At 48.9% G+C, this 21,641-nt stretch carries 23 protein-coding genes; 17 read left to right on the top strand and 6 right to left on the bottom strand.

Annotated elements, in window-relative coordinates; translation table 11 throughout:
• The 9 genes from ypfJ to ON063_RS06395 all read left to right on the top strand — a co-directional run.
• The coding region (ypfJ, locus tag ON063_RS06435; RefSeq protein WP_274664592.1) for a KPN_02809 family neutral zinc metallopeptidase at positions 1–772 on the top strand (772 nt) is incomplete at its 5' end.
• Positions 773–866: 94 nt separating this feature from the next.
• The gene (locus ON063_RS06430; RefSeq protein ID WP_214744676.1) at positions 867–1,715 is read left to right on the top strand and encodes a MurR/RpiR family transcriptional regulator; all 849 of its coding nucleotides are present in this window, start codon (positions 867–869) and stop codon (positions 1,713–1,715) included.
• The gene (locus ON063_RS06425; RefSeq protein ID WP_274664591.1) at positions 1,712–2,179 is read left to right on the top strand and encodes a GNAT family N-acetyltransferase; all 468 of its coding nucleotides are present in this window, start codon (positions 1,712–1,714) and stop codon (positions 2,177–2,179) included. The genes ON063_RS06430 and ON063_RS06425 overlap by 4 nt, the downstream gene beginning before the upstream one ends.
• Before the next feature lie 100 nt (positions 2,180–2,279).
• A complete protein-coding gene (gene murQ, locus ON063_RS06420) occupies positions 2,280–3,173 on the top strand; it encodes an N-acetylmuramic acid 6-phosphate etherase (RefSeq protein ID WP_274664590.1) in 894 nt (297 codons plus the stop codon).
• 14 nt (positions 3,174–3,187) lie between these two features.
• Entirely contained in the window at positions 3,188–4,561 is a 1,374-nt protein-coding gene (locus ON063_RS06415) for a PTS transporter subunit EIIC (RefSeq protein WP_274664589.1), read from the top strand.
• A gap of 60 nt (positions 4,562–4,621) precedes the next feature.
• A complete protein-coding gene (locus tag ON063_RS06410) occupies positions 4,622–5,671 on the top strand; it encodes a DUF871 domain-containing protein (protein WP_274664588.1) in 1,050 nt (349 codons plus the stop codon).
• A 55-nt stretch (positions 5,672–5,726) separates the two neighbouring features.
• A complete protein-coding gene (locus tag ON063_RS06405) occupies positions 5,727–6,230 on the top strand; it encodes a YwhD family protein (protein ID WP_274664587.1) in 504 nt (167 codons plus the stop codon).
• Between the two features lie 157 nt (positions 6,231–6,387).
• The gene (locus ON063_RS06400) at positions 6,388–7,665 is read left to right on the top strand and encodes a dicarboxylate/amino acid:cation symporter (RefSeq protein ID WP_214874974.1); all 1,278 of its coding nucleotides are present in this window, start codon (positions 6,388–6,390) and stop codon (positions 7,663–7,665) included.
• 63 nt (positions 7,666–7,728) lie between these two features.
• Entirely contained in the window at positions 7,729–8,262 is a 534-nt protein-coding gene (locus tag ON063_RS06395; protein ID WP_274664586.1) for a TVP38/TMEM64 family protein, read from the top strand.
• Here ON063_RS06395 and cls read toward each other — a convergent pair.
• From cls to ON063_RS06370, 5 genes are all read right to left on the bottom strand, one after another.
• Entirely contained in the window at positions 8,238–9,767 is a 1,530-nt protein-coding gene (cls, locus tag ON063_RS06390; protein WP_274664585.1) for a cardiolipin synthase, read from the bottom strand. The genes ON063_RS06395 and cls overlap by 25 nt on opposite strands.
• A 45-nt stretch (positions 9,768–9,812) precedes the next feature.
• Positions 9,813–10,163 carry a hypothetical protein gene (locus ON063_RS06385; protein WP_074035622.1) on the bottom strand — a complete coding sequence of 117 codons (351 nt, stop codon included), beginning with the start codon at positions 10,161–10,163 and terminating at the stop codon, positions 9,813–9,815.
• Positions 10,164–10,228: 65 nt separating this feature from the next.
• On the bottom strand, positions 10,229–11,413 hold the full coding sequence (locus tag ON063_RS06380) for a chloride channel protein (RefSeq protein WP_274664584.1): 1,185 nt from the start codon (positions 11,411–11,413) through the stop codon (positions 10,229–10,231).
• Positions 11,414–11,600: 187 nt separating this feature from the next.
• Positions 11,601–11,762: an EAL domain-containing protein gene (locus ON063_RS06375; protein ID WP_274664583.1), complete on the bottom strand. Its 162-nt coding sequence runs from the start codon at positions 11,760–11,762 to the stop codon at positions 11,601–11,603.
• A gap of 34 nt (positions 11,763–11,796) precedes the next feature.
• Positions 11,797–12,510 carry an EAL domain-containing protein gene (locus ON063_RS06370; protein ID WP_274664582.1) on the bottom strand — a complete coding sequence of 238 codons (714 nt, stop codon included), beginning with the start codon at positions 12,508–12,510 and terminating at the stop codon, positions 11,797–11,799.
• 201 nt (positions 12,511–12,711) lie between these two features.
• Here ON063_RS06370 and speE point away from each other — a divergent pair, with 201 nt between their 5' ends.
• The 4 genes from speE to ON063_RS06350 all read left to right on the top strand — a co-directional run bounded on the left by speE (position 12,712) and on the right by ON063_RS06350 (position 15,963).
• Positions 12,712–13,551 carry a polyamine aminopropyltransferase gene (gene speE / locus ON063_RS06365; RefSeq protein ID WP_012727429.1) on the top strand — a complete coding sequence of 280 codons (840 nt, stop codon included), beginning with the start codon at positions 12,712–12,714 and terminating at the stop codon, positions 13,549–13,551.
• Positions 13,548–14,429: an agmatinase gene (speB, locus tag ON063_RS06360; RefSeq protein ID WP_214694652.1), complete on the top strand. Its 882-nt coding sequence runs from the start codon at positions 13,548–13,550 to the stop codon at positions 14,427–14,429. Before speE ends, speB begins: the two co-directional genes overlap by 4 nt.
• Positions 14,430–14,789 carry a DUF2294 domain-containing protein gene (locus ON063_RS06355; protein WP_274664581.1) on the top strand — a complete coding sequence of 120 codons (360 nt, stop codon included), beginning with the start codon at positions 14,430–14,432 and terminating at the stop codon, positions 14,787–14,789.
• Between the two features lie 217 nt (positions 14,790–15,006).
• The gene (locus ON063_RS06350; RefSeq protein ID WP_274664580.1) at positions 15,007–15,963 is read left to right on the top strand and encodes a sodium-dependent bicarbonate transport family permease; all 957 of its coding nucleotides are present in this window, start codon (positions 15,007–15,009) and stop codon (positions 15,961–15,963) included.
• Positions 15,964–16,000: 37 nt separating this feature from the next.
• On the opposite strand, the gene ON063_RS06345 is transcribed toward ON063_RS06350, so the two are convergent.
• Entirely contained in the window at positions 16,001–16,753 is a 753-nt protein-coding gene (locus ON063_RS06345) for a homing endonuclease associated repeat-containing protein (protein WP_214744652.1), read from the bottom strand.
• Positions 16,754–17,130: 377 nt separating this feature from the next.
• Here ON063_RS06345 and ON063_RS06340 point away from each other — a divergent pair, with 377 nt between their 5' ends.
• Genes ON063_RS06340 through ON063_RS06325 form a run of 4 tightly spaced genes read left to right on the top strand, consistent with a single transcriptional unit; the run spans position 17,131 to position 21,630 of the window.
• Positions 17,131–19,047: a polysaccharide biosynthesis protein gene (locus ON063_RS06340; protein WP_274664579.1), complete on the top strand. Its 1,917-nt coding sequence runs from the start codon at positions 17,131–17,133 to the stop codon at positions 19,045–19,047.
• 13 nt (positions 19,048–19,060) lie between these two features.
• On the top strand, positions 19,061–19,900 hold the full coding sequence (locus ON063_RS06335; protein ID WP_274664578.1) for an NAD-dependent epimerase/dehydratase family protein: 840 nt from the start codon (positions 19,061–19,063) through the stop codon (positions 19,898–19,900).
• Positions 19,897–21,039: an aminotransferase class I/II-fold pyridoxal phosphate-dependent enzyme gene (locus ON063_RS06330; protein WP_274664577.1), complete on the top strand. Its 1,143-nt coding sequence runs from the start codon at positions 19,897–19,899 to the stop codon at positions 21,037–21,039. The genes ON063_RS06335 and ON063_RS06330 overlap by 4 nt, the downstream gene beginning before the upstream one ends.
• Before the next feature lie 12 nt (positions 21,040–21,051).
• Positions 21,052–21,630 (top strand): hypothetical protein, encoded by a 579-nt coding sequence (locus ON063_RS06325; protein WP_274664576.1) that lies wholly within the window; start codon positions 21,052–21,054, stop codon positions 21,628–21,630.
• The last annotated feature ends 11 nt before the right edge of the window (positions 21,631–21,641 follow it).

Raw genomic sequence — 21,641 nt, 5'->3', positions numbered from 1 at the left:
CGGGGGTGGTCTCGGATTGATTCTCGTCATCGTCTTTACATTATTGAATGGGGGAAGCCCGACCGACCTCGTCAACAATATCGGACTAGGCGAGCCGCAAACCGAAGGAACATACACCGGTACGGAGCGAGAAGAGGAGATGGCGGACTTTGTGGCGGTCGTCTTGAAAGACACGGAGGAAGTATGGACGGATATTTTTGCAGAAAACGGCATGACGTACCAAGAACCGACGCTCGTCCTGTTCTCGGGACAAGTTGAATCCGCTTGTGGCATCGCCGGCTCGGCGGTCGGCCCCTTCTACTGTCCGGGTGACCAAAAGCTGTACATTGATTTAAGTTTCTATGATGAGCTGAGTCAACGCTTCAATGCGCCGGGTGATTTTGCGATGGCATACGTCGTCGCCCATGAGGTCGGGCACCATGTCCAGACGCTTCTCGGAACGACAGAAGAGATTATGCCGCTTCGGAATGAGATGAGCGAGACTGAATTCAATCGCTATCTCGTCCGTTTCGAGTTACAGGCGGACTACTACGCAGGCGTATGGGCGCATCACGCGCAAGGGCTCGGCTATCTCGAAGCAGGGGACGTCGAAGAAGCGATGAATGCGGCCCATCAAATTGGTGACGATACACTACAACGACAGGCGCGTGGATACGTGACGCCGGACTCGTTCACGCACGGAACGTCGGAACAGCGGATGCGCTGGTTCGAGAAAGGCTTTGAGAACGGATCGATTCAAGGTGGGGACACGTTCAATACGAACAACTTATAGGTCGGGCGCACGCTCGACCTTTTTAGCCGATTGGAATATGAGGATAGAATCCGCTATCATAAAAGAACAACAGTTGCAGGAAGGGGATGACCCGATGGAATCCTTACTTACGAAAATCGATTTAGCAAAAGACGATATGACGGCGGTTGAAAAGAAAATCGCGGACTATATCTTGTCCCATTCAACGCTCATTCCAAATATGACGACGAAAGAACTTGCCCAAAAGACGGATGTGTCCGAGGCAAGTATCGTCCGTTTTGCCCGCGTGGTCGGGATTGATAGCTTTAAAGCATTTAAACTTGCGCTCGTGAAAGACTTGGCCGTCACCGAAACGACATTGACGGACTTCAACGTTCTCCAGCAAAAGGATACGCCGTACGATTCGTTTCAAAAAGTCATCCATGTGAATAAAGCGGCCATCGAGGCGTGTGCCGAAGCGATGGACAAACGCGAGCTCGAACATGCGGTGGACTTATTCGCGCGCGCGAATCGTGTCATCTTTTATGGGGTCGGTGGATCGTCGACTGCAGCGATGGATGCGCACTATAAATTCACGAAGCTCGGGTATGCGGCTACGACATCGCCAGATTTTCATTACATGTTGTCATTGATTCCGCATTTAGGAAAATCAGATGTATTTGTCGCCATCAGCACGTCGGGTCGGACGAAAGATGTGCTCGAACTGGTTCGTTTCGCCAAGAAGAAGCGTGTGCCCGTCATCGCCATCACGAACTTGGACAAGTCGCCACTTTATCGGGAAGCGGACGTACGCCTTTGTACGCCGAACGTCGAGAGCGATTTCCGAATTGCGAGCATTGCCTCACGGATGACGCAACTGACGATTGTCGATACGTTATATATGGGTCTCTTGCATCGAAAAGGAGAAGGCTTGATTGATCGCTATGCAGAAGCGCGAGATGAGATGGTGAAGTTGCGCCGATGATCAGACCGTATTCGAAAGAAGATCGCGCGGATTTGGAAGACTTTTTGGTAAAGCAACGTACCTTCGCTCGCTTGAATGGACAGTCCTTTGAAGAGTTTTGCGACGAGAATGTGGCGGATTTTGAAGAGGATGGCACCGTCAGTCTGATTATTCGTGAAGATGGACGGATTGTCGCCATCGCGGACCTGTTAAAACGACATCCCGTGGACGGTTCGCTTTGGCTCGGATTATTCGTCGTCGAGGAAACCCTTCACGGGACGGGCTTGGCGCAAACGTTATATGAACAAGTGGAAGAAGAGTATATGCGCCCCTATGAGACGGTGTTTCGATTAGGTGTCCTTCCGAACAATCTGCGCGCTCGTCGGTTTTGGGAGCGGAACGGCTATGTATACGAAAAGGATTCTACCATGAATAAGGGTGTGCGCGTTCATGTCCTGAAGAAACAACTCATTCGACCGGAGTGAGTTTTTCTTTCGTAAATACTGAAATTAAATTTCAAAAATAATTAATAATAAATTGACTTTAAGTTTCAATATAGTACGATGAAATCATAGAGAAGAAAGGATGGTGGCGATGCTAGAAAAATTGGCTACAGAAAGACGGAATGAACGAACGATGCAACTAGATGAGATGTCGATCGAGGAGCGATTGACGATCATGAACAGTGAGGACCGACAAGTCCCGCAAGTGATTCAACATCAGATTCCTGTCATCGCGCAAGTCGTGGAGCGGGTCATCGCATCCTTTCGTAAAGGCGGTCGCTTGATTTATATCGGAGCGGGTACGAGTGGACGTTTAGGCATTTTAGACGCCGCAGAGTGCGTACCGACGTTCGGGGTGTCCCCGGATCAGGTCATCGGATTGATTGCCGGTGGCGAGCGTGCGCTCATTCAAGCGGTCGAGGGAGCAGAAGACAGCAAGGAATTGGCAGTCGATGATTTGAAAGCGCTTCAACTGACGGCGGACGACACGGTCATTGGGATTGCGGCGAGCGGACGGACACCATATGTGATCGGAGGTCTCGATTATGCGCGTGAAGTTGGAGCAACCACTGCGGCCATCTCCTGTAATCAAGACGCAATCATCAGCCGTCATGCAGACTATGCCATTGAAGTGGAGACAGGACCGGAAGTGTTGACCGGTTCGACACGATTGAAGGCAGGGACGGCACAGAAATTGGTCCTCAACATGATTTCGACGACGTCGATGATTGGAGTAGGCAAAGTGTATCAAAACTTGATGGTCGACGTGAAACCGACGAACGAAAAATTAGAAGTACGTGCCAAGCGGATGATTGCAGAAGCGACAGGGGTCGACATGGAAACGGCCGCGCGTTATTTTGCGTCATCTAAAGGACATGTCAAAACAGCAATCGTCATGATTTTGGCGGACGTCTCTTACGAAGAAGCCATCAAACGATTAGAGCGTGCGAACGGGTTTGTCCGCGAGGCGCTATAAGGGGGAAAATCGAGATGAAGAAAGAAGAGGTTTTAGCACGGGACATCCTCGCACATGTCGGGGGGAAAGAGAACATTCGTCAACTCGCTCACTGTATGACGCGTGTCCGGTTGTCGTTGAAGGATCCGACCAAAGCCGATCTTGACGCCTTGAAGAAGATTGATGGCGTCATGGGGGTCATCGATGATGAGACGCTACAAATCGTCGTCGGTCCGGGAACGGTGAATCGGGTTGCGGACTATATGAGTCATGAGACAGGTCTTGCAATTGGAGAAGAGTCAGTGGATGCGAACTTGACGCCAGAGGAACGCGCAGCGGTGGAGCGTCAAAAAGTAAAAGAGAAGCAAAAGTCACCGTTCAAACGATTCCTTCGTCGACTCGGGAATATCTTCATCCCGCTCATTCCGGGTCTTGTCGCTTCAGGAATCATCAATGGTGCGGCGAACTTTGCTGTCAACGCCGGTGTCGACCGGACGGAGACGTGGATGCAGATTTTACTCGTTCTCGGTAGCACAGTCTTCGCATACTTAGCTATCCTCGTCGGGTGGAACACTGCGAAAGAGTTCGGGGGGACACCGGTGCTCGGGGCGATTGCCGGGGGGATTCTGTTCAACCCGCTCCTCGCGGACATCGTCATTTATGGGGAACCGCTCGTCGTCGGACGCGGTGGCTTGTTCGGTGTCATTTTTGCCGGTTGGCTCATGACGTATATCGAGAAGCACATTCGTCGTTTCATGCCGGTATCGATCGATATTATCTTCACACCACTCTTCACAGTCCTCATCGTCGGATTTACAGCACTCTATGCGATCATGCCGGTCGCGGGTGTATTGTCAGATGGGATCATGCGAGGCATCAATGCGACGCTTGAGTTCGGGGGACCTGTCGCGGGGGCACTTTTGGCCGGTTTCTTCTTACCACTCGTCATGGTCGGGTTACACCATGGTTTGACGCCGATCCATTTAGAACTGTTGAATACGGTCGGGACGACGGCGCTTCTTCCCATCTTGGCGATGGCAGGTGCCGGTCAAGTTGGTGCGGCGCTTGCGATTTTTGTGAAGACAAGCAACCCACGACTCCGTAATATTATCAAAGGGGCCATCCCGGTCGGTTTCCTCGGAATCGGTGAACCACTCCTTTACGGGGTCACGCTTCCGCTCGGACGTCCGTTCTTAACGGCTTGTCTCGGCGCCGCGGTCGGTGGTGCCTTCCAAGCAACGATGAAGACGGCTGCACTTGGCATTGGCGTATCGGGTCTATCCCTTACGCCGCTGATTGACGACGGGATGTACTTGACGTATGTCGCCGGACTATTGATTTCTTATACGGCAGGCTTCCTGTTCACTTATTTCTTCGGCTTCAAAGAAGAGATGGCGGATGGGATTTGACAAACAAAGATGGCTCGCTCGAGTCATCTTTTTCTATACGTTTTGTGAGGAGGGAAATAGATGAGAGGGATTTCCGTTTACTTAAGTGAGGAACTGACGTCTGCGTCCATTGATTGGATCGAACGCATGCGAGAGAGCGGGTTCACGAGTATCTTCACGTCGCTTCATATTCCAGAAGACGATTCGACGTTATATACAGGACGGCTCCAGCAGTTAGGGGAATTGGCAAAACGTCTGGAGATGGAGCTCGTGGCAGACATCGCCCCGTCATCTCTACAGGCGCTCGGCAAAAACTGGAATGATGCCCATACATTGTTAGAGTGGGGCGTCACAGGGTTACGTGTCGACTATGGCGTCACACCGAAACAAGTGGCCGACTTGTCACGACATATGATGGTCGCACTCAATGCTAGTACACTCACGGAAACAGAGTTTGAAGAGATGTTGCGACAAGGGCTACGACGTGACCACGTCGAAGCGTGGCATAACTTTTATCCTCGTCCTGAGACGGGGCTCGACCGCTCCTGGTTTGACGAGAGAAACGCTTGGTTACATGCGCAAGGAATCAAGGTGCAGGCGTTCATCCCTGGAGATGAACAATTACGTAGTCCGCTTCATGAGACGTTACCGACACTCGAGGCGCACCGCCATCAGTCTCCGCTTTCGTGTTACATCGATTTACAAGCGACGATCGATCGGATTTTGATTGGTGACCCGCGCGTGTCCAATCAGGCGATGCGACAATTTCAGGCGTACGATGAAAGGGTCATCGTCCTTCATGCAACTTCAGAGTACCGTGTCGATTCATTACCGACACTGCATACGAACCGGATGGACCCAGCCCGAGATGTTATTCGTTCGGTCGAATCGAGAGCTTACGGACGACCAGGTGACCATTTGATTCAACCGCAAAATACAGAAGAACGACTGCTCGGTAGCATCACGATGGACAATGAACGATATGGACGTTATGCGGGAGAACTGCAAGTGACGAAGCGAGATTTGCCGGCAGATGAACGGGTCAACGTCATCGGTCGGGTCATTGAAATAGACCGCACGCTCGTTCAACATATCGGACCTGGTGGACGTTTCCAAATCGATTGGACGTGACTCGGGATTGCCACCATCCTATATCATTGTGTACAGTAGAGAGGGAGGGTGGAACATGAAAGACATTAATTTTAATATCATTTCAGACGACGCGACGGACGGGCACGGCGGTTTTGGTGTCGGTTCGCTTAGTTTAAATAACATGTCCCCGGTCATCATCGATGTCGAGGCGGGCACGGCGACAATCGATATAGGTGCGATGCACGCCAAGTCTGCCATCGAGAAGCGTATCAAGTTTTTGACGGACCAAGAAGCGGTACCGAATGGGAAACCGTACTGGATCGTTTGGGTGACGGTCGGTCGGAAACGAGAAGGCTTTTACTATGGCGGCGTCGCCGCATGTGACATGTTGGTAGATGTCGAAGCGAGACGAGGCTATAAACTATTGCCTTATCACGTCAATCAGATGGACAAATCGTTGAAGGGTCGGATTTTAATCGACATGATGGACGCTCCGTCCCGCAACGTATTGGCGAATTTCCTACAAGAGCATCGCCCGGAAATTTGGACGAACTCGACTGAACTTCATGCAGAGCTCGAGCGCTTAGGCGTCGAGTAAAAAGATTGGACGATTATTTCGTCTCCAATCTTTTTTGTTTCGCATTTTTGGGAGTAACAGGAAATTATGTAACTGAAGAGATATTCATTTGTAATTGTATGAAAATTCAGTATTATGATATACTGACTACATTGTGAAAAAACGAAAGGGTGATACGATGAGCGAAACGAAAAAAATCTTAATCGGTCTCGCGCTAGGTGTTGTAGTTGGTCTCGGATTGGCAGGATTGCCGGATTCAATTTATGAGATTGTAAATCCGTATATTTTATCTCCGGTCGGAACGATCTTTTTGAATTTAATTAAAATGTTAGTCGTGCCGATTGTCTTCTTCTCGATTATTTTAGGCGTCATGGGTCTCGGGGACCCGAAAGAGCTAGGTCGGGTCGGGACGAAGTCGATTTTGTTCTTTTTAGCGACGACAGCACTCGCGATTATGTTGGCGATGGGCGTCGCATCTGTCTTACAGCCAGGGGAGCGTGGGGACTTCCAAACAACAGGTCTTGAATTTGAGTCAACAGCGACCGAGGAATCGTCAAATATCGTACAGACATTCGTCAATATGATTCCAACGAATCCGATTACGGCACTCGCTGAAGGGAACATGCTTCAAATCATCGTCTTTGCAGCATTGATTGGATTTGCGTTAATCGCTCTTGGGGACAAGGCGAAGACATGGCGTCAATTCGTCAAACAAGGTGATCGCATCATGATGTACCTCATCCATATCGTCATGAAGCTCGCTCCTTACGGCGCATTCGCATTGATTGCTTCGGCAATCGGAGGCATCGGTCTCGATGCGGTCGTCGCCATGGCATGGTATATGATTGCCGTTGTCTTGACGCTCTTCTTACACGCAACGATTGTATACGGGGCAGCCGTTTACTTCATCGGGAAGATGAGCCCAGTGTTCTTCTTCAAAAACTTCTATGAGGCGATGACATTCGCATTCTCGACATCTTCGTCGAATGCGACGCTTCCGGTATCGATGGAAGTCGCACAGAGAAAACTCGGTGTGCCACGTTCGATTTCTTCGTTCGTGCAACCACTCGGGGCAACGGTCAACATGGACGGAACAGCCATCATGCAAGGTGTTGCAACCATCTTCATCGCGCAAGTATTCGCGTCTGATTTAACAATGACTCAATTGTTGACGGTCGTCATTACGGCGGTCCTCGCTTCAATCGGGACAGCGGGTGTACCAGGAGTCGGGCTTGTCATGCTTGCCCTCGTCCTTCAGTCGGTCAACTTACCGGTAGAGGGAATTGCCCTCATTATCGGGGTCGACCGTATTCTCGATATGCTTCGCACATCTGTCAACATCACGGGGGATGCGGCATGTGCGGTTGTCGTTTCGAAATTGGAAGAAAAACATTTACCACCAGTCGACGAAGACTCGTGGGATGAAGCGGGTGCGACCTCTTCATCATCGCTATGATATAGTAAAGGACCATGACAACACGTCATGGTCCTTATTTTGTGAATAGAAAGAGTGATGATTATGGAATGGGAACTGCTCCCGCTCCCTTTATTTTTAATAATGAGTATTTTACTAAATAGTGTGATTGCGGTGGCCGGGGTGTTACCGAGCGCTTTTTTGACGGCGATCAACGTGAGCGTCCTCGGTCTCGTACCTGGTATTCTCGTCTCGATTGTCGGTGAGGCGGTAGGGGCCATCGTCAGTTTCATCCTTTACCGAAAAGCGCTGCATCGTTACACGTCCCCGGACGGTGGCCGGTTTCAGCGACTCCGCGAGGCCACAGGAGCCGAGGCCTGGTTTCTCGTCCTCGGCATGCGTCTCATGCCGTTCGTACCGTCTGGACTCGTCACGTTATCGGCAGCGTTCAGTCGTATGACACTCGCCTCATTTGCGGTCGCAAGTACGATTGGGAAAGTGCCTGCCCTCATCATGGAAGGGCTGGCGGTGACGGCAGCGATGCAATTGACGATCGGATGGCAATTGTTCTTAGTCGGTCTCGTCGGAGTTTCTTATCTCGTCTGGCGAATGCGTCAGAGAAGGGGCGAGAAGATATGACAAAACGCCTCGATGAATCGCTTGCCGGTCGTTTTCTTCCGTAACACGGCCCAGTCGATTAAAATCGATTCTTCAAAATCCTTTAAAAAGGCTTCGTGAAGTTGTTGAATCGACGTCGTATCGAATTGGGCGATCATCATCTCATGGTTGAGAAACATACTCCGGAAGTCGAAGTTAGCTGACCCGACGAGGGCAACTTTGCCATCGATCAGGAGCGTTTTGGCATGAATGAAATGGCGATTGTATTTATAAATTTTAATGTTCCGCTTCAAAAGCTGTTCGAAATAATATTCGGTCGCATGGAAGCTGAACCATTCGTCTCCCTTGCCTGGTACGACGATACGCACATCGATGCCGCTACGACCTGCGACTTCGAGAATCGCCAACAGTTCAGGTGGAGGCACAAGGTATGGGGTGGTGAGCCAGATTGACTCTTTTGCCTCCATCAACAGACGCATCAACCCATCGCGAATCGTCACGTCTTTACCCGGTGACGTGACGAGTAGTTGTGTCGCCCCGTTTTGTCCTTTTGGTTCATTCACAAAGTACTGAGAGAGATGTTCTTCGTCTGCGAATAAATCCCACGTCTCATCGATGGCTCCTTGTCCCGCATATAACCAGTTCTCGACGAAGAGCTGTTGAAGTTCTCGGACGAGGGGACCTTCGAGACGTAGATGCGTGTCACGCCAGAAACCGAGCAACTCATTCTTCCCGAGATATTCATCACCGACGTTCAACCCGCCTGTTAGCGCGATTCGCCCATCCACGACAATCAGTTTTTGATGGTTGCGGAAGTTGGCATTGAAGACAAGATAAGGGTGCAGGACCGGATCGAACGCTTGGACGTGGACACGGGACTCCCGTAACGGCTGGATAAAGTCTTCCCCGATTTCTTGGCTACCGAGTCCATCATATAAAAAGCGAACGATAACGTTCTCATTGGATTTTTGGATGAGTGCATCTCGGACCTTTAGTGAAATCTCATCGGTTCTAAATAGATAGTATTGAATGTGAATATGGTCTGTCGCACTATTAATGGCGTCTAACAGTGCGTCGAATTTTTCTTCGCCATTGACGAGGAGAGTCGTCGACGTGTGAGCGTCCGCACCGGTTGCTCCTAATTTTTCAAGTGTCCGTGTCAACGGATAGGTAGATACGATATCGGGAGAAGTCTCGATTTTTTCGCTTTCAATCGCTTGTCTTAGCATCCGAATTTCGGATGACGTTCGTTTAAAGCGTCGATGGCGACGCGGTGTACGGCCGAACATGACCCATGCCAAGACGCCGATGAACGGAATGAAGAATACAGTCAATAACCAGGCGAGCTTCCCTTGGGGCTGTACTTGGTCAAATAATATCTGCCAACCGACGACGAGCGGTGCGACGATGGCAATCCCGATTAATACGGGAATGAGGACATCGAGCCAAAACAAGAGACCGACGAGCAAGATGACGCTGATGATCATGATGATGAGTTGAATGACGCGACGTTTCAAAGGAAACACCACCTTTCCAAAACGATGAAAACGAGGGGAGATTCCCCTCGTTTTTTAGTACACACTGTTTAGGACAGCGTTGATTTCGTCCGCATAACGAACGAAGAAGTACACATTTACTGCGAGAGAGAACAAGACGAGGAAGAGACCGAACTGTGCTTTGACCCGATTTCGATTCCAGTAATAGAAGACGGACAAGAGCACTGCCAGTCCTACGAATAGAGCGATGACTTCAACGATTCCCCAGACGATATCCTTGGATAAAAACATGTCGACGATTGTCATGACGACATAGATGAAGACGACAATCCCCATAATCACGACTAAAATAGCTAAAATGATGCTAATCCAATCCGAGCTAACTGCGTCAATTAGGTTTTCAATGGCCATTTCATATTCGCTCACAACCGTTCCTCCTTTCGACAGATTGCATAACTATACATCTCTTACCCTTTTTTTCATCTCTAAAATCAGGCTTTTATTGGCGAATGGATGAATGAGGGGAGTGGAATTTTAGAAACGATGGCCACGACCGCAAATACATAGAGCCAACTATTCGGCGGGAAAAAGAGCACGAGTAACACAATGATGGCCAACGGTTGTCGCATCGCCGTGGCGAGTAAGGCACTCGTTGTTAAAACGACCGAGAATGTCATATCGAGCTCGAATAAGAGGCTGAAAAAATAGCCGAGTGTGAACGACGAGAAGAGAAGCGGATAGATGTGTCCACCGCGCCATCCAGTTGCTAGACAGAACGCCGTAAAGAGCAGTTTCAACACGCTGTAGAGAAGAAGGGTGTACAGCGGAATGAGTTGCCAGTCTTCTGCATATTCGAGAATCGTTTCTTCTCCGGAGAAGAGGAGGTCCGGATAAAGTAGAGCCATGATCCCGATTCCGACGCCGCCGAGCGTTGTGAGGAGTAGAATTGGCACGTTTGTGAAGAGGCGCATCAATACATGTTCACTGATTAAATACAACCAGCCGAGAATCATGCCACTAAAAATAATCAATAACATCGTCCAATCAATCTGGACACTTTCAATCGCAGGGAACTTAATGATGAACGGTGGACGTTCGTCAAGTTGATTGAGTAAATAAAAAGTCCCGATTCCGGCGAGTGTCGCAAGCAGGTTCAGCATCGGTTGTTTTTTCTGCTCGGTCTCTTCCGCTGCGATTGCCCCGAAGAGTGGCGCGTTGAAGACGATCCCGAGCACGACGGCATGACCGACTTCTTGCAATTCCGCTAATTCTTGACGGACGTGACGGATGCGCTCTGAGAACCACGTCGTGAGCCCGCCGACGATGCCGACGAGCGCGGCCTCGGGACCGAGACTTGCTCCTCCAATGAGAACGAGGAGGGCGGTCAACGTCGTAAAGCCGATCAAACGATAGTCAATGCGTCCCGTTCCTTTTCGTTCTTCTAGCACCTCAGGCATGAGACGGGGCATTCGCCCATACCGACGTTGCAACAGACCGATGCATATACCGGCGATGACCGGAACGAGAAACACATAAAACGGAAAATTAAATTGCTCAGGTACCGTATGCCACACAACGTGTATGCCTTTATAAACAACGGATAAAAAGAGCCAACTCACTAAGCCGATGATGATTCCGAGTACGATGGCATAGCCACTGACAATCCATGATTTCATCTACATCTCCACCTTTTTCGCTCGCGTCGACCTTCTATAATATGCTATCTCCTGAACACCTCAGACTGAAACCTAAAAATCGACGAAACCGTTTAGAAGAGATGAGTGGGGGCTACTCACCGTAGAAAATAAAAAAGTGCGGGCACTCGATCACGTCGATGCCCGCACTTGGAATAAAGAAATATGCTTATGCTGTTTTGATGGCGTGCTCCTTCGCAGGAGCCGGTTTTCCGAAGAAATAACCTTGTGCCAAATCAAATCCGAGTTCACGGCACACATCGGCTTCTTCGATGCGCTCGACGCCTTCAGCGAGAAGTGTGATGCCCATCGAGTGGGTCAACGCACGCACTTTTTTGAGGAAATCCCGCTTCTCGGCATCCTCATCACAAAATGAAATATACGAGCGGGGTCAACATATCGATGGTCGAGAAACCTGCACCGACGTCGTCTAAAGCCACTTTCATCCCCCGCTTTTTATACGTTGAGAATACGTGCTGCAAATGATCGACGTCATGTACCTTTTCTGTCTCCACGACTTCAAAGATAAAACGGTCTGGGCTAAGTTGATATCGGTCGATGATATCGAACGTATGCTGCAAACAATAGTCCGGGTTGTAAATCGTCGAAGGTAAGAAGTTGATGAATGTCTTTTGGTGAGGGGCGACTGCTTCGTGTGTCGCTTTAATCGCCTCAGCACGAGCTCGTTGATCGAGCTTTGAATGAAGACCGAAACGGTTTGCCGTCCGAAATAAATCATAAGGTGAGATGTTGGCACCGCTACGGAGAAGTGCCTCGTACCCGAATGTTTCCGTAGAATCGAGGAAGATGATTGGCTGGAGATGGCTCTCGAACGTGCCGTGCTGAATCTGTTCAATGATGTGCCGATTGGCAAGCTGATCCTTTAACATGTCGACCTCAAGCGGCGGGGTCTGACGGTTCGATGCAGGATCGACACAGTATACCGTTCCATTTACTTGTGTGAGGAGTACATCTAGTTCTTCAAACGATGTATACGGGTATTCCTTAAATGTTGTGACGAGGGTCCCTTGAGCAATCAAAGGAATTGTTGTATTACAAGAAGCGCAGGGTGACCACATACTATTCCACCTTTCCATTCAAAATTGGTTCATTCAGTATATCGGTCACGTCTCACAAAAAACTCACATTCCGGAGACATTCTTCAAAAAATTCGTGCAAAATGGGTACAGGTTTTGTATACTTCCTATCGTATGATTAAGAAGCGCCTCAAAACGCCACTCGCATACGAACAACTTTTTGAACAGAAAGGGGTTCTATCGATGGACCAAAAATTAAAATTATGGTTTACGGAGCACCAAACAGAAGATTACGGAATCACGTTCCGTGTAAACCACGTTTATGAGAGCGAACAAACGGAGTTTCAACGACTAGAGATGGTCGAAACGGACGAGTTCGGAACGATGTTGTTACTTGACGGGATGGTCATGACGACGGATAAGGACGAATTCGTCTATCACGAGATGGTCGCACACGTCCCACTCTTTACACACCCGAATCCAAAGCATGTGCTTGTTGTCGGTGGGGGAGACGGCGGTGTCATCCGTGAAATCATGAAACACCCATCAGTTGAAAAGGCAGTTCTCGTTGATATCGACGGGAAAGTCATTGAATATTCGAAGAAATACTTGCCGAACATTGCCGGTGAACTTGATAACCCACGTGTTGAAGTCATCGTCGGTGACGGTTTCATGCATATTGCGAAGTCAGAAAACGAGTATGACGTCATCATGGTCGACTCGACAGAACCAGTCGGACCAGCAGCGAACCTCTTCACAAAAGGATTTTATGCAGGCATCTCGAAAGCGCTCAAAGAGGATGGCATCTTTGTCGCACAGACAGATAACCCGTGGTTCACACCAGAACTCATTCAAACGGTTCAACGTGACGTGAAGGAAATCTTCCCGATCACGAAATTGTACACAGCGAACGTTCCGACGTACCCGAGCGGGATGTGGACGTTCACAATCGGTTCGAAGAAATACGATCCGGAACAAGTATCGGCTGAGCGTTTCCATGACATCGAAACAAAATACTACACGCCGAAGCTTCATAACGCGGCGTTCGTCCTTCCGAAATTCGTGGAGGATTTGACAAAATGATCAAACGTTTTGATGAAGCATACTCAGGTAAAGTGTTTATCGCCAGTCTCCCAGAGGTGACAGAGGCGAAGACGGTTCTTTACGGGATGCCGATGGACTGGACGGTCAGTTTCCGTCCGGGTTCACGTTTCGGTCCGAACCGAATTCGTGAAGTGTCAATCGGACTTGAAGAATACAGCCCGTATTTAGATGGTGATTTGGCAGATGCGGCGGTATACGATGCTGGGGATATCCCACTTCCATTCGGGAACGCACCGAAGTCACTTGACCTCATTGAAGCGTTCGTCAAAGATGTCGTCAAAGCAGGCAAGTTCCCACTCGGAATGGGTGGCGAACACCTCGTCACATGGCCGATCATCAAAGCGATGCACGATGTGTACGGCGACGACTTTGTCATCATCCACTTGGATGCGCATACGGACCTTCGGGATGAGTATGAAGGCGAGCCGCTCTCACACTCGACTCCGCTTAAAAAAGCGGCAAACTTGATTGGACCATCGAACTGTTACTCGTTCGGGATCCGTTCAGGGATGAAAGAAGAGTTTGAGTGGGCACGTGAAGTCGGCTACAACATGCATCAATTTGAAGTCATCGAGCCTCTCAAGCGCGTCTTACCGACACTCGCTGGGAAAAAAGTATACGTCACCATCGACATCGACGTCCTTGACCCTTCAGCAGCACCTGGGACAGGCACACAAGAAATCGGTGGTATCTCGACGAAAGAATTGTTAGAAGCGGTACACGCCATCGCGAACGCAGACCTCGACATCATCGGTGCAGACCTTGTCGAGGTGTCACCGGCATACGATCAGTCGGATATGACGGCCATCGCGGCGGCAAAAATTCTTCGTGAGATGATGATTGGATTCGTGAAGTAAATGCGGAAAAAAGGTCAGCTGGAAATGGAACTGAGCGCCCGAATCACCCAATGGGAGAAAGAATACTTGGGTCGCGGGTCATTGACGTGTAAGGCAGACCTGCTTCGGGACCTCGCCATCATCACACTCCAAGGTGTGTTGACGCCGGCCGAGTATGACTTGGCCACCAAGTCGTCAGGTCGCGAGCAATTGAAAAAATACCGCAACAATCTCGTCGAATCGGGACGGAGCCAACTTGAAACGATTGTCGGGCAAGTGCTCGGCCGTTCGATTGTTTCGCTCCACACGGACATCAGTACGAAAACAGGGGAGCGTCTCATCGTCTTTCGGTTGGACGCACCTTGGGATCAAACCGATTGACAACGGAACGTCGACTTTTTAAAATGAAATTCAGAGACGTGAGAGGAGCGAATGGACGAGTCGTCACGAGGCGTGCTTTCGAGATCTTCTTACGGAGCTACTGAACAATTTAATCAACCGACAGTTGTCGGCCTGACGGAGCGAATAGTCGAGCCGTCGGCATACAGCGCACGCCTTCTTTAGGTGTGCGCTTTTTTGTCGCCAAGGAGGAACATGTATGGATTTGTTTTTATTTTTACTAACGAGCGCTCCCGTGCTTCTATTTGTGACGGGCGTGATTGCCGCAGTCGGGAAATCGAACTTGAAGATTCCTGATTCACTGAGCACGACGCTCAACATTTACTTACTACTTGCGATTGGATTGAAAGGTGGGATGGGACTCGCCTCGGTATCATTTGAAGAAATTGCACTGCCATTGACGGTGACGCTGTTGATTGGGATTTTATTACCGCTGCTCGCCTTTCTCGCAGGAGGTCTCCTGAAGTTTACCTTCCACGAACGGATTGCCATGGCTGCGACGTTCGGTTCCGTCTCGCTCGTGACTTATGTAGCCGCATCGACACAGCTTGAGCGACTTGGGATTGGATATGAGCCGTTCATGACGACATTGGTCGTCGTGCTTGAAATCCCTGGATTGATTGTAGCGTTACTGTTATATAACCAAACGCAGGTGATGGGGATTACGGCGACGTCGGGTAAGGCGAATTCGTTGTCTGTCCTCCGAGATAGCTTATTTTCGAAGAGCATCTTGCTTATGCTAGCAGGTCTTGTGGTTGGACTCGTGACGCCAGACGCGACTCCGCTCAAACCTTTCTTTGTGGACTTGTTCCCAGGCGTGTTGCTTCTCTTCTTATTAGGATTGGGAGTAAAAGTCGGGCAACAGTTGAAGACGGTACCGACATATGGGCTGAAGTTCGTTGCGATGGGTATGTTGTTCCCGTTGATTGGAGCACTCGTTGGCTTTTTGGCGGCGGGTGTCGCTAGTCTTTCGGAAGGGGGAACGATTCTTCTCATGACGTTAGCAGCGAGCGGTTCATACATCGCTGCGCCTGCGATGCTACAAGCTTCGGTCCCAGAAGCGAAACCATCCTTTTATTTGACCCTCTCCCTTGCGGTCACGTTCCCGTTCAATTTGTTGATTGGCATTCCGTTGTACATTGCAATCGTCACATGAAAAAAGCGTCGACTCCTCCTGAGTCGGCGCTTGAGCATCATTGTGTCACTTTTTGCGCTTCCATACATTTGAGAGCGGCCGTCCAGCTGCCAAAGAGGACGTTAATCGTCGATGTACTCGGTACGTTCCGTCCTTCCGCCCATTTTCGATAATGGAGGATGCTGAAATGAGGCAATTCTTTTTTCGCGAGCCGGAGCGCTTCAATCACATCCTCTTCATCCCATTTTCGTTTCGGAGGAGCGATGTCTAATACGAAAAGAGCATAGCTCCAAGAACCATACTTTCTAGCGATGGTCGCAACGGTCGGATAGCCTCGTTCTTGCGCCCACACCGCATAATGTTGAGACGTGAGGCGTTCGAGTTCTTCCGATGCTTCGATCAAGGCTTGGATGATGCGTTCTTCACTATTTTTAGCGGCTGTCGTTTGAAGCTTCGCTTCTCGGAGTGCATTCGACCATGAACCAAAGCGACTACTGATGAGTGTGAGAGAAGGCGATCGTGTCACTTTTGACCATTCTCGGTACGTTTGACTCGTGAATAGTGTGAGCTCTTCTGCGGCTTTGTTTAACGCGCGTAGAATATCTTCGTCTGAATAATAATGAAACGAAAGCTTAATCTGTGCTGCAACGAGGGCTTCACGCCACGAACCAAATTGGTGGATGACGGTGGAAAGGGAAGGGACATTTTTGTCATGAGACCAAACACTATATTGTTTGGAATCAAGTTCTGCGTATTCTTGGGCAGCCAACTGCAAAGCTTGTACGATTTGAGGTCGTGTCCATTTTTTCATCTTGGTGTCTCTCCTTTTGTGTGAACGCTCACGAGCGTCTCAGAAGGTCTCTTGGTGTGAATGAACATGTATGTTGTCAGATTGGTCGTACAGAAGTCAAACAGCGATGCGTTATGGGTACCTCCTTTTCATTTAAAACATAGTTGTCAACAACACCCAATTTTATTTGGTATGTTCTTTCCATTCCCGCTCGGAAGAAAATTATTCATTATGTGAAAGAAAAGATGAGAATAACTTTGTGAACTTATTTGTTACAGCGATTTCATTAATAACAAAAAGCTCGCATTATCCTTAAATTTGTTACAACATCAACGTATTCTTCGCACACCATACCCAACACGATTACACAACTTAGACATTTGGAGGTGCAATACACAATGGCTACACTCGTCAACGTATATCGAAGAAATCGCAGAAACTTATTATTCTTCTGCGTCGATATCGCAATCGTCTCAATCGTCTTATATATGACGTTTGACATTTTATTTTCGAAAGTGATGCCGTTCACAGCGACAACATACGATTTGTTGCTGATGGTGGCAATCAAAATGTTTAGCTTCATGCTTGTCGGAGCGCTTTTGAAAATTCATCGCATCGATTGGCGATACGCTTCAATCCATGAAATGAAACAAGTAACCATTGCGTTGGTTAGTAGCGACTTGATTCTCTTTGCCTACAACCAGTTTCAATTCGGACGTGGTCTCGGTGTCATGATTGCGGTTCAAGGGCTATTAGCATTCAACATGATTTTATTCACGCGTTTCTTAGCCCGTCATCACGTCTTGCATACGTTCAAGCCACACGCTGCTCCACAAGGCCGGAAAACACTGATTATCGGAGCCGGGAATTCTGGACAGCTCATCGTACGTGAGTTGAAAGAGTATCGGACGAACGTCCTCCATGTGGTTGGAATTCTCGATGACGATCCGATGCTCGCCTCTTTATATGTACACGGTGTCCCGATTCTCGGTATGACAGACGATTTAGAGCGCATCATCGAGGAACAAGGAATCGAAGTCGTCATTTTCTCTATCCCGAGTCTTGCACACGCGAGACGGATTGAATTGTTGAAACGGATTGAAAAGACTGGCGTTGAATCACATGCACTCCCGATGTTGTCTGAACTTGCGACCGGAAATGTGTCGATCAATGAAATTCGCGAAGTGAAAATCGAGGATTTGTTAGGACGAGAGCCGGTACAACTTGATATTTCAGGTATTTCGAAACATGTGGAAGGAGCAACGGTCCTCGTGACAGGAGCTGGAGGGTCGATTGGTTCGGAACTCTGTCGTCAATTGATTAAGTTCAAACCGGCCGAGATGATTCTTTTCGGACATGGTGAAAACAGCATTTATTTAATCGAGAAAGAGTTAAACGGACTTGGACTCGAGACGAAACTTCATCCAGTGATTGGGGATGTGCAAGATGTAGAGCGACTCGAACACGTCTTTCAAACGTATCGTCCAGAAATTGTCTATCATGCGGCGGCACACAAACACGTTCCACTCATGCAAGACAACCCGCTTGAAGCAGTCAAAAATAATATCTATGGCACAAAGAACATGGTCGATGTGGCTTCGAAATATCGGGTCGATCGTTTCGTCATGGTATCGACCGATAAAGCGGTCAACCCAACGAACGTCATGGGGTCGACGAAACGAATCGCCGAGATGATCGTTCAAGAAAAAGCACGTTCAAGCGATACAATTTTCGCTGTCGTTCGATTCGGTAACGTTCTCGGTAGCCGTGGTTCGGTCGTCCCTCTCTTCAAAGAACAAATTGCTCAAGGAGGACCGGTCACGGTAACGGATTCGGAGATGACACGTTACTTCATGACCATTCCAGAGGCGAGTCGACTCGTTATTCAAGCGAGTGTACTATCTCGAGGCGGAGAAATCTTCGTGCTCGATATGGGGGAACCGGTCAAAATTATCGATTTAGCGAAAAAAATGATTGAGCTCAGCGGGTTTACCATCGATCAAATTCCGATTGAAGTGACGGGAATTCGTCCGGGTGAAAAGCTATACGAAGAATTGCTGGCTACAAACGAACTCGACCCGGAGGCGAATATTTTCCCGAAAATCTTCGTCGGTTGCACCCGCCCCTTCACATCGGTCGCTCCAATCTTACGGTTGATCGAACACTTCCGACAGAACGGTCCAGCATTGACAGACGCGTTATTGTTTGTGGCGAACAGTAATGATATTGACCGAGATTTACAACGGATTTTTGCAAGTGGATTCGAGTTTATCCCAGCCCAGCATGTGCGCATCCGGGTCGTCGATGGAAATTAAAGGGGGGAGTGCAATGGATCGTGTCATGGTGATCGGTGTGTCCACGTTCAAAGGGTTTCATCTTGCCAGGCGACTACTAAAAGACGGATACGAAGTGATTGGGATTGATGACGAAGGAGAATCAAAAACGCAACTTGCGAGACAACGGCTATACGTCTTGTCTCACCCCTTGTTTCATCTCATTCGAACGGATGTCTCACATAAGCCACATATGCGCCAAATCATGACGATGTATGAACCGAATCACGTCATCTTATGCAGTGGGTTCTATCAAAATCGTAAAATAGAACGTTACGAACAAGTGAAGCAGCTCGTCATGAATCAAAAAAATCGAGTACCGATTCAGTCGTTCATCACGTTCGATCTTCCGATGGAACAGACTCGTCATTCTTCATCAGCCCTTCATCTTATAACGGAGGATGTATACGGACCTTGGGATGATTCGACAACCCTGTTTTCGAAAGCGGTACTCGCGATCGACCAAGGCCATCGTATGGTCGGATTCTATGCAACGGATATTGTAAAAGCCTCTTATATCGATGATGTGGTCGAAACCGTCGTTCGTGTCATCAAATTGATTCAGTCAGGCTTACCGATCGTTGGACAGTTCCGAATCGATGCCTCGGATTATGTACACGTCCAAACGCTGCTCACAGAAATCGGACACCAGATGCATCAACCGGTCCATGTATCTCTACCGATGCGTGACCAAGTCTTTCAAGAAACAGATTTGCCTACGCTAGAAGCGATGATTGGATTTCGACCACGCACCCCGCTTCACGAGGGGTTACGGAAGACGATTGAATGGTACAACGCCTATCAAACGATGATGAAGGAGGACATGAGCACATGACTATTTTATTATCAAAACCGCACATGTCCGGACGAGAGATGGCTTATGTAGAAGAAGCATTCGCAAGTAACTGGATTGCGCCACTCGGTCCGAACGTTAACGCCTTTGAAGAAGAGCTTGGGAAGTACGTTGATCACCCGCATACACTCGCGACGAGTTCTGGCACAGCGGCGCTCCATCTCGCGTTGTTGACGTTAGGAATCGAAAGAGGAGATGTGATCTTTTGTCAGTCGCTCACGTTCGTCGCTTCGGTCAATCCCATTCTGTATGTCGGGGCGACCCCGGTATTCATCGATTCAGAGAAAGAAACGTGGAACATGTCACCGGAAGCATTACGAAAAGCATTGGTTCAAGCCGCTACAAAAGGAAAGTTACCAAAAGCGGTCATTGTCGTTCATTTATACGGGGTAGTCGCGAAGATTGGCGAGATTCGTCACATTTGCCAAGAGTTCGGGGTGACACTGATTGAGGATGCGGCGGAATCGCTCGGAGCGACTTGGAAAGGGCAGATGACCGGTACGATTGGTGACATCGGATTCTATTCGTTCAATGGGAACAAAATCATCACCACGTCCGGTGGAGGGATGTTATTGCTAAGCTCTGAAAGTCAGCGCCAATATGCGTTGAAGCTTGCAACGCAAGCAAGAGAGAACGTTTTACATTACGAACATGAAGAAGTCGGGTACAACTATCGCTTGAGCAATGTGTCGGCAGGGATCGGTCGAGGACAGCTAGAGGTCATCGAACAACGAGTTCGGGCGAGACGTAACGTCTTTCGTCGGTATGAACAAATGTTTTCGACGATTGATGTCACGTATCAACAAGAAATTCCCTTTTCTCGTGCGAATCGTTGGTTGACCGCCATGCAAGTCGGACGCGACATCGCCAGCCGTGATCAGTTGATTCAACAGTTGAACGATGAGGGGATTGAATCACGGCCAGTCTGGAAACCGATGCACCTACAACCGCTCTATCGAGATGCCGAATACGTCACGGTTGACGGGGAAGACGTGAGTCGTCACTTATTTGAAAACGGTATTTGCTTACCATCGAGCTCGAGTTTGACGATTGGTGAGCAACAGAAAGTGATTCAGGCCGTGCTAGATACACGCCATTTCGTAAAAGAAAAAAGCGTGTAAGGAGGAAATGAAATGAAAACGGAAGCAGAGATTATTCGAGCGCTTCAAACCGCAGCATCTCTGACTCCATCTCTCACGGTGACACAATATCAACGATGGAGCCAATATCGAGACGTTCCCACGTTCGCTGATATTTTATCTGTGTATGGAACGTGGACAAATGCCCTGAAAGCATCCGGACTGTTAGAGGTCAGGAGATATGAGTCCCAGGATATGATTCAGGCACTTCGGCTCGCATCGGCAGAAGAAGGAAGGCTGACGAGTGCTCAATATCGGCACTGGGCATCAGGACGAAGTGTTCCTTCATTAGGCGATATTATTACCCACTTCGGGTCGTGGAGTCTCGCCGTCAAAGCGGTCGAGCGTTTAGAAGAAGAGCATTTCACCGTACAATCTGCCAAAGACAAAACGGAGATTGTACAAGCGTTATATGAAGCGTATCGAGTATTAACACCTTTCAATGCGATTACGTATCAAAAGTGGGCTAAACGTTTTAATAAACCGAGCGTCGCAAAAGTATCGAGACGATTTGGTTCTTGGAAACGAGCGTTATGCGAACTAGGGATTCATGAAATGACGGATCAAAAGTGATCAATGGAGGG

Origin of the sequence: Exiguobacterium sp. B2(2022) (assembly GCF_028823655.1) — a bacterium.
GTDB classification, from domain to species: domain Bacteria; phylum Bacillota; class Bacilli; order Exiguobacteriales; family Exiguobacteriaceae; genus Exiguobacterium; species Exiguobacterium aestuarii_A.
Note: the sequence above shows the minus strand (reverse complement) of the source record. Positions and strands in the feature narration are given on the sequence as shown.

Excerpts from the sequence above, each read along its gene's own strand:
- ON063_RS06430 (WP_214744676.1), top strand. The coding sequence starts at position 867 with ATGGAATCCTTACTTACGAAAATCGATTTAGCAAAAGACGATATGACG.
- ON063_RS06425 (WP_274664591.1), top strand. The coding sequence starts at position 1,712 with ATGATCAGACCGTATTCGAAAGAAGATCGCGCGGATTTGGAAGACTTT.
- murQ (WP_274664590.1), top strand. The coding sequence starts at position 2,280 with ATGGTGGCGATGCTAGAAAAATTGGCTACAGAAAGACGGAATGAACGA.
- ON063_RS06415 (WP_274664589.1), top strand. The coding sequence starts at position 3,188 with ATGAAGAAAGAAGAGGTTTTAGCACGGGACATCCTCGCACATGTCGGG.
- ON063_RS06410 (WP_274664588.1), top strand. The coding sequence starts at position 4,622 with ATGAGAGGGATTTCCGTTTACTTAAGTGAGGAACTGACGTCTGCGTCC.
- ON063_RS06405 (WP_274664587.1), top strand. The coding sequence starts at position 5,727 with ATGAAAGACATTAATTTTAATATCATTTCAGACGACGCGACGGACGGG.
- ON063_RS06400 (WP_214874974.1), top strand. The coding sequence starts at position 6,388 with ATGAGCGAAACGAAAAAAATCTTAATCGGTCTCGCGCTAGGTGTTGTA.
- ON063_RS06395 (WP_274664586.1), top strand. The coding sequence starts at position 7,729 with ATGGAATGGGAACTGCTCCCGCTCCCTTTATTTTTAATAATGAGTATT.
- ON063_RS06380 (WP_274664584.1), bottom strand. The coding sequence starts at position 11,413 with ATGAAATCATGGATTGTCAGTGGCTATGCCATCGTACTCGGAATCATC.
- ON063_RS06370 (WP_274664582.1), bottom strand. The coding sequence starts at position 12,510 with ATGTGGTCACCCTGCGCTTCTTGTAATACAACAATTCCTTTGATTGCT.
- speE (WP_012727429.1), top strand. The coding sequence starts at position 12,712 with ATGGACCAAAAATTAAAATTATGGTTTACGGAGCACCAAACAGAAGAT.
- speB (WP_214694652.1), top strand. The coding sequence starts at position 13,548 with ATGATCAAACGTTTTGATGAAGCATACTCAGGTAAAGTGTTTATCGCC.
- ON063_RS06355 (WP_274664581.1), top strand. The coding sequence starts at position 14,430 with ATGCGGAAAAAAGGTCAGCTGGAAATGGAACTGAGCGCCCGAATCACC.
- ON063_RS06350 (WP_274664580.1), top strand. The coding sequence starts at position 15,007 with ATGGATTTGTTTTTATTTTTACTAACGAGCGCTCCCGTGCTTCTATTT.
- ON063_RS06345 (WP_214744652.1), bottom strand. The coding sequence starts at position 16,753 with ATGAAAAAATGGACACGACCTCAAATCGTACAAGCTTTGCAGTTGGCT.
- ON063_RS06340 (WP_274664579.1), top strand. The coding sequence starts at position 17,131 with ATGGCTACACTCGTCAACGTATATCGAAGAAATCGCAGAAACTTATTA.
- ON063_RS06335 (WP_274664578.1), top strand. The coding sequence starts at position 19,061 with ATGGATCGTGTCATGGTGATCGGTGTGTCCACGTTCAAAGGGTTTCAT.
- ON063_RS06330 (WP_274664577.1), top strand. The coding sequence starts at position 19,897 with ATGACTATTTTATTATCAAAACCGCACATGTCCGGACGAGAGATGGCT.
- ON063_RS06325 (WP_274664576.1), top strand. The coding sequence starts at position 21,052 with ATGAAAACGGAAGCAGAGATTATTCGAGCGCTTCAAACCGCAGCATCT.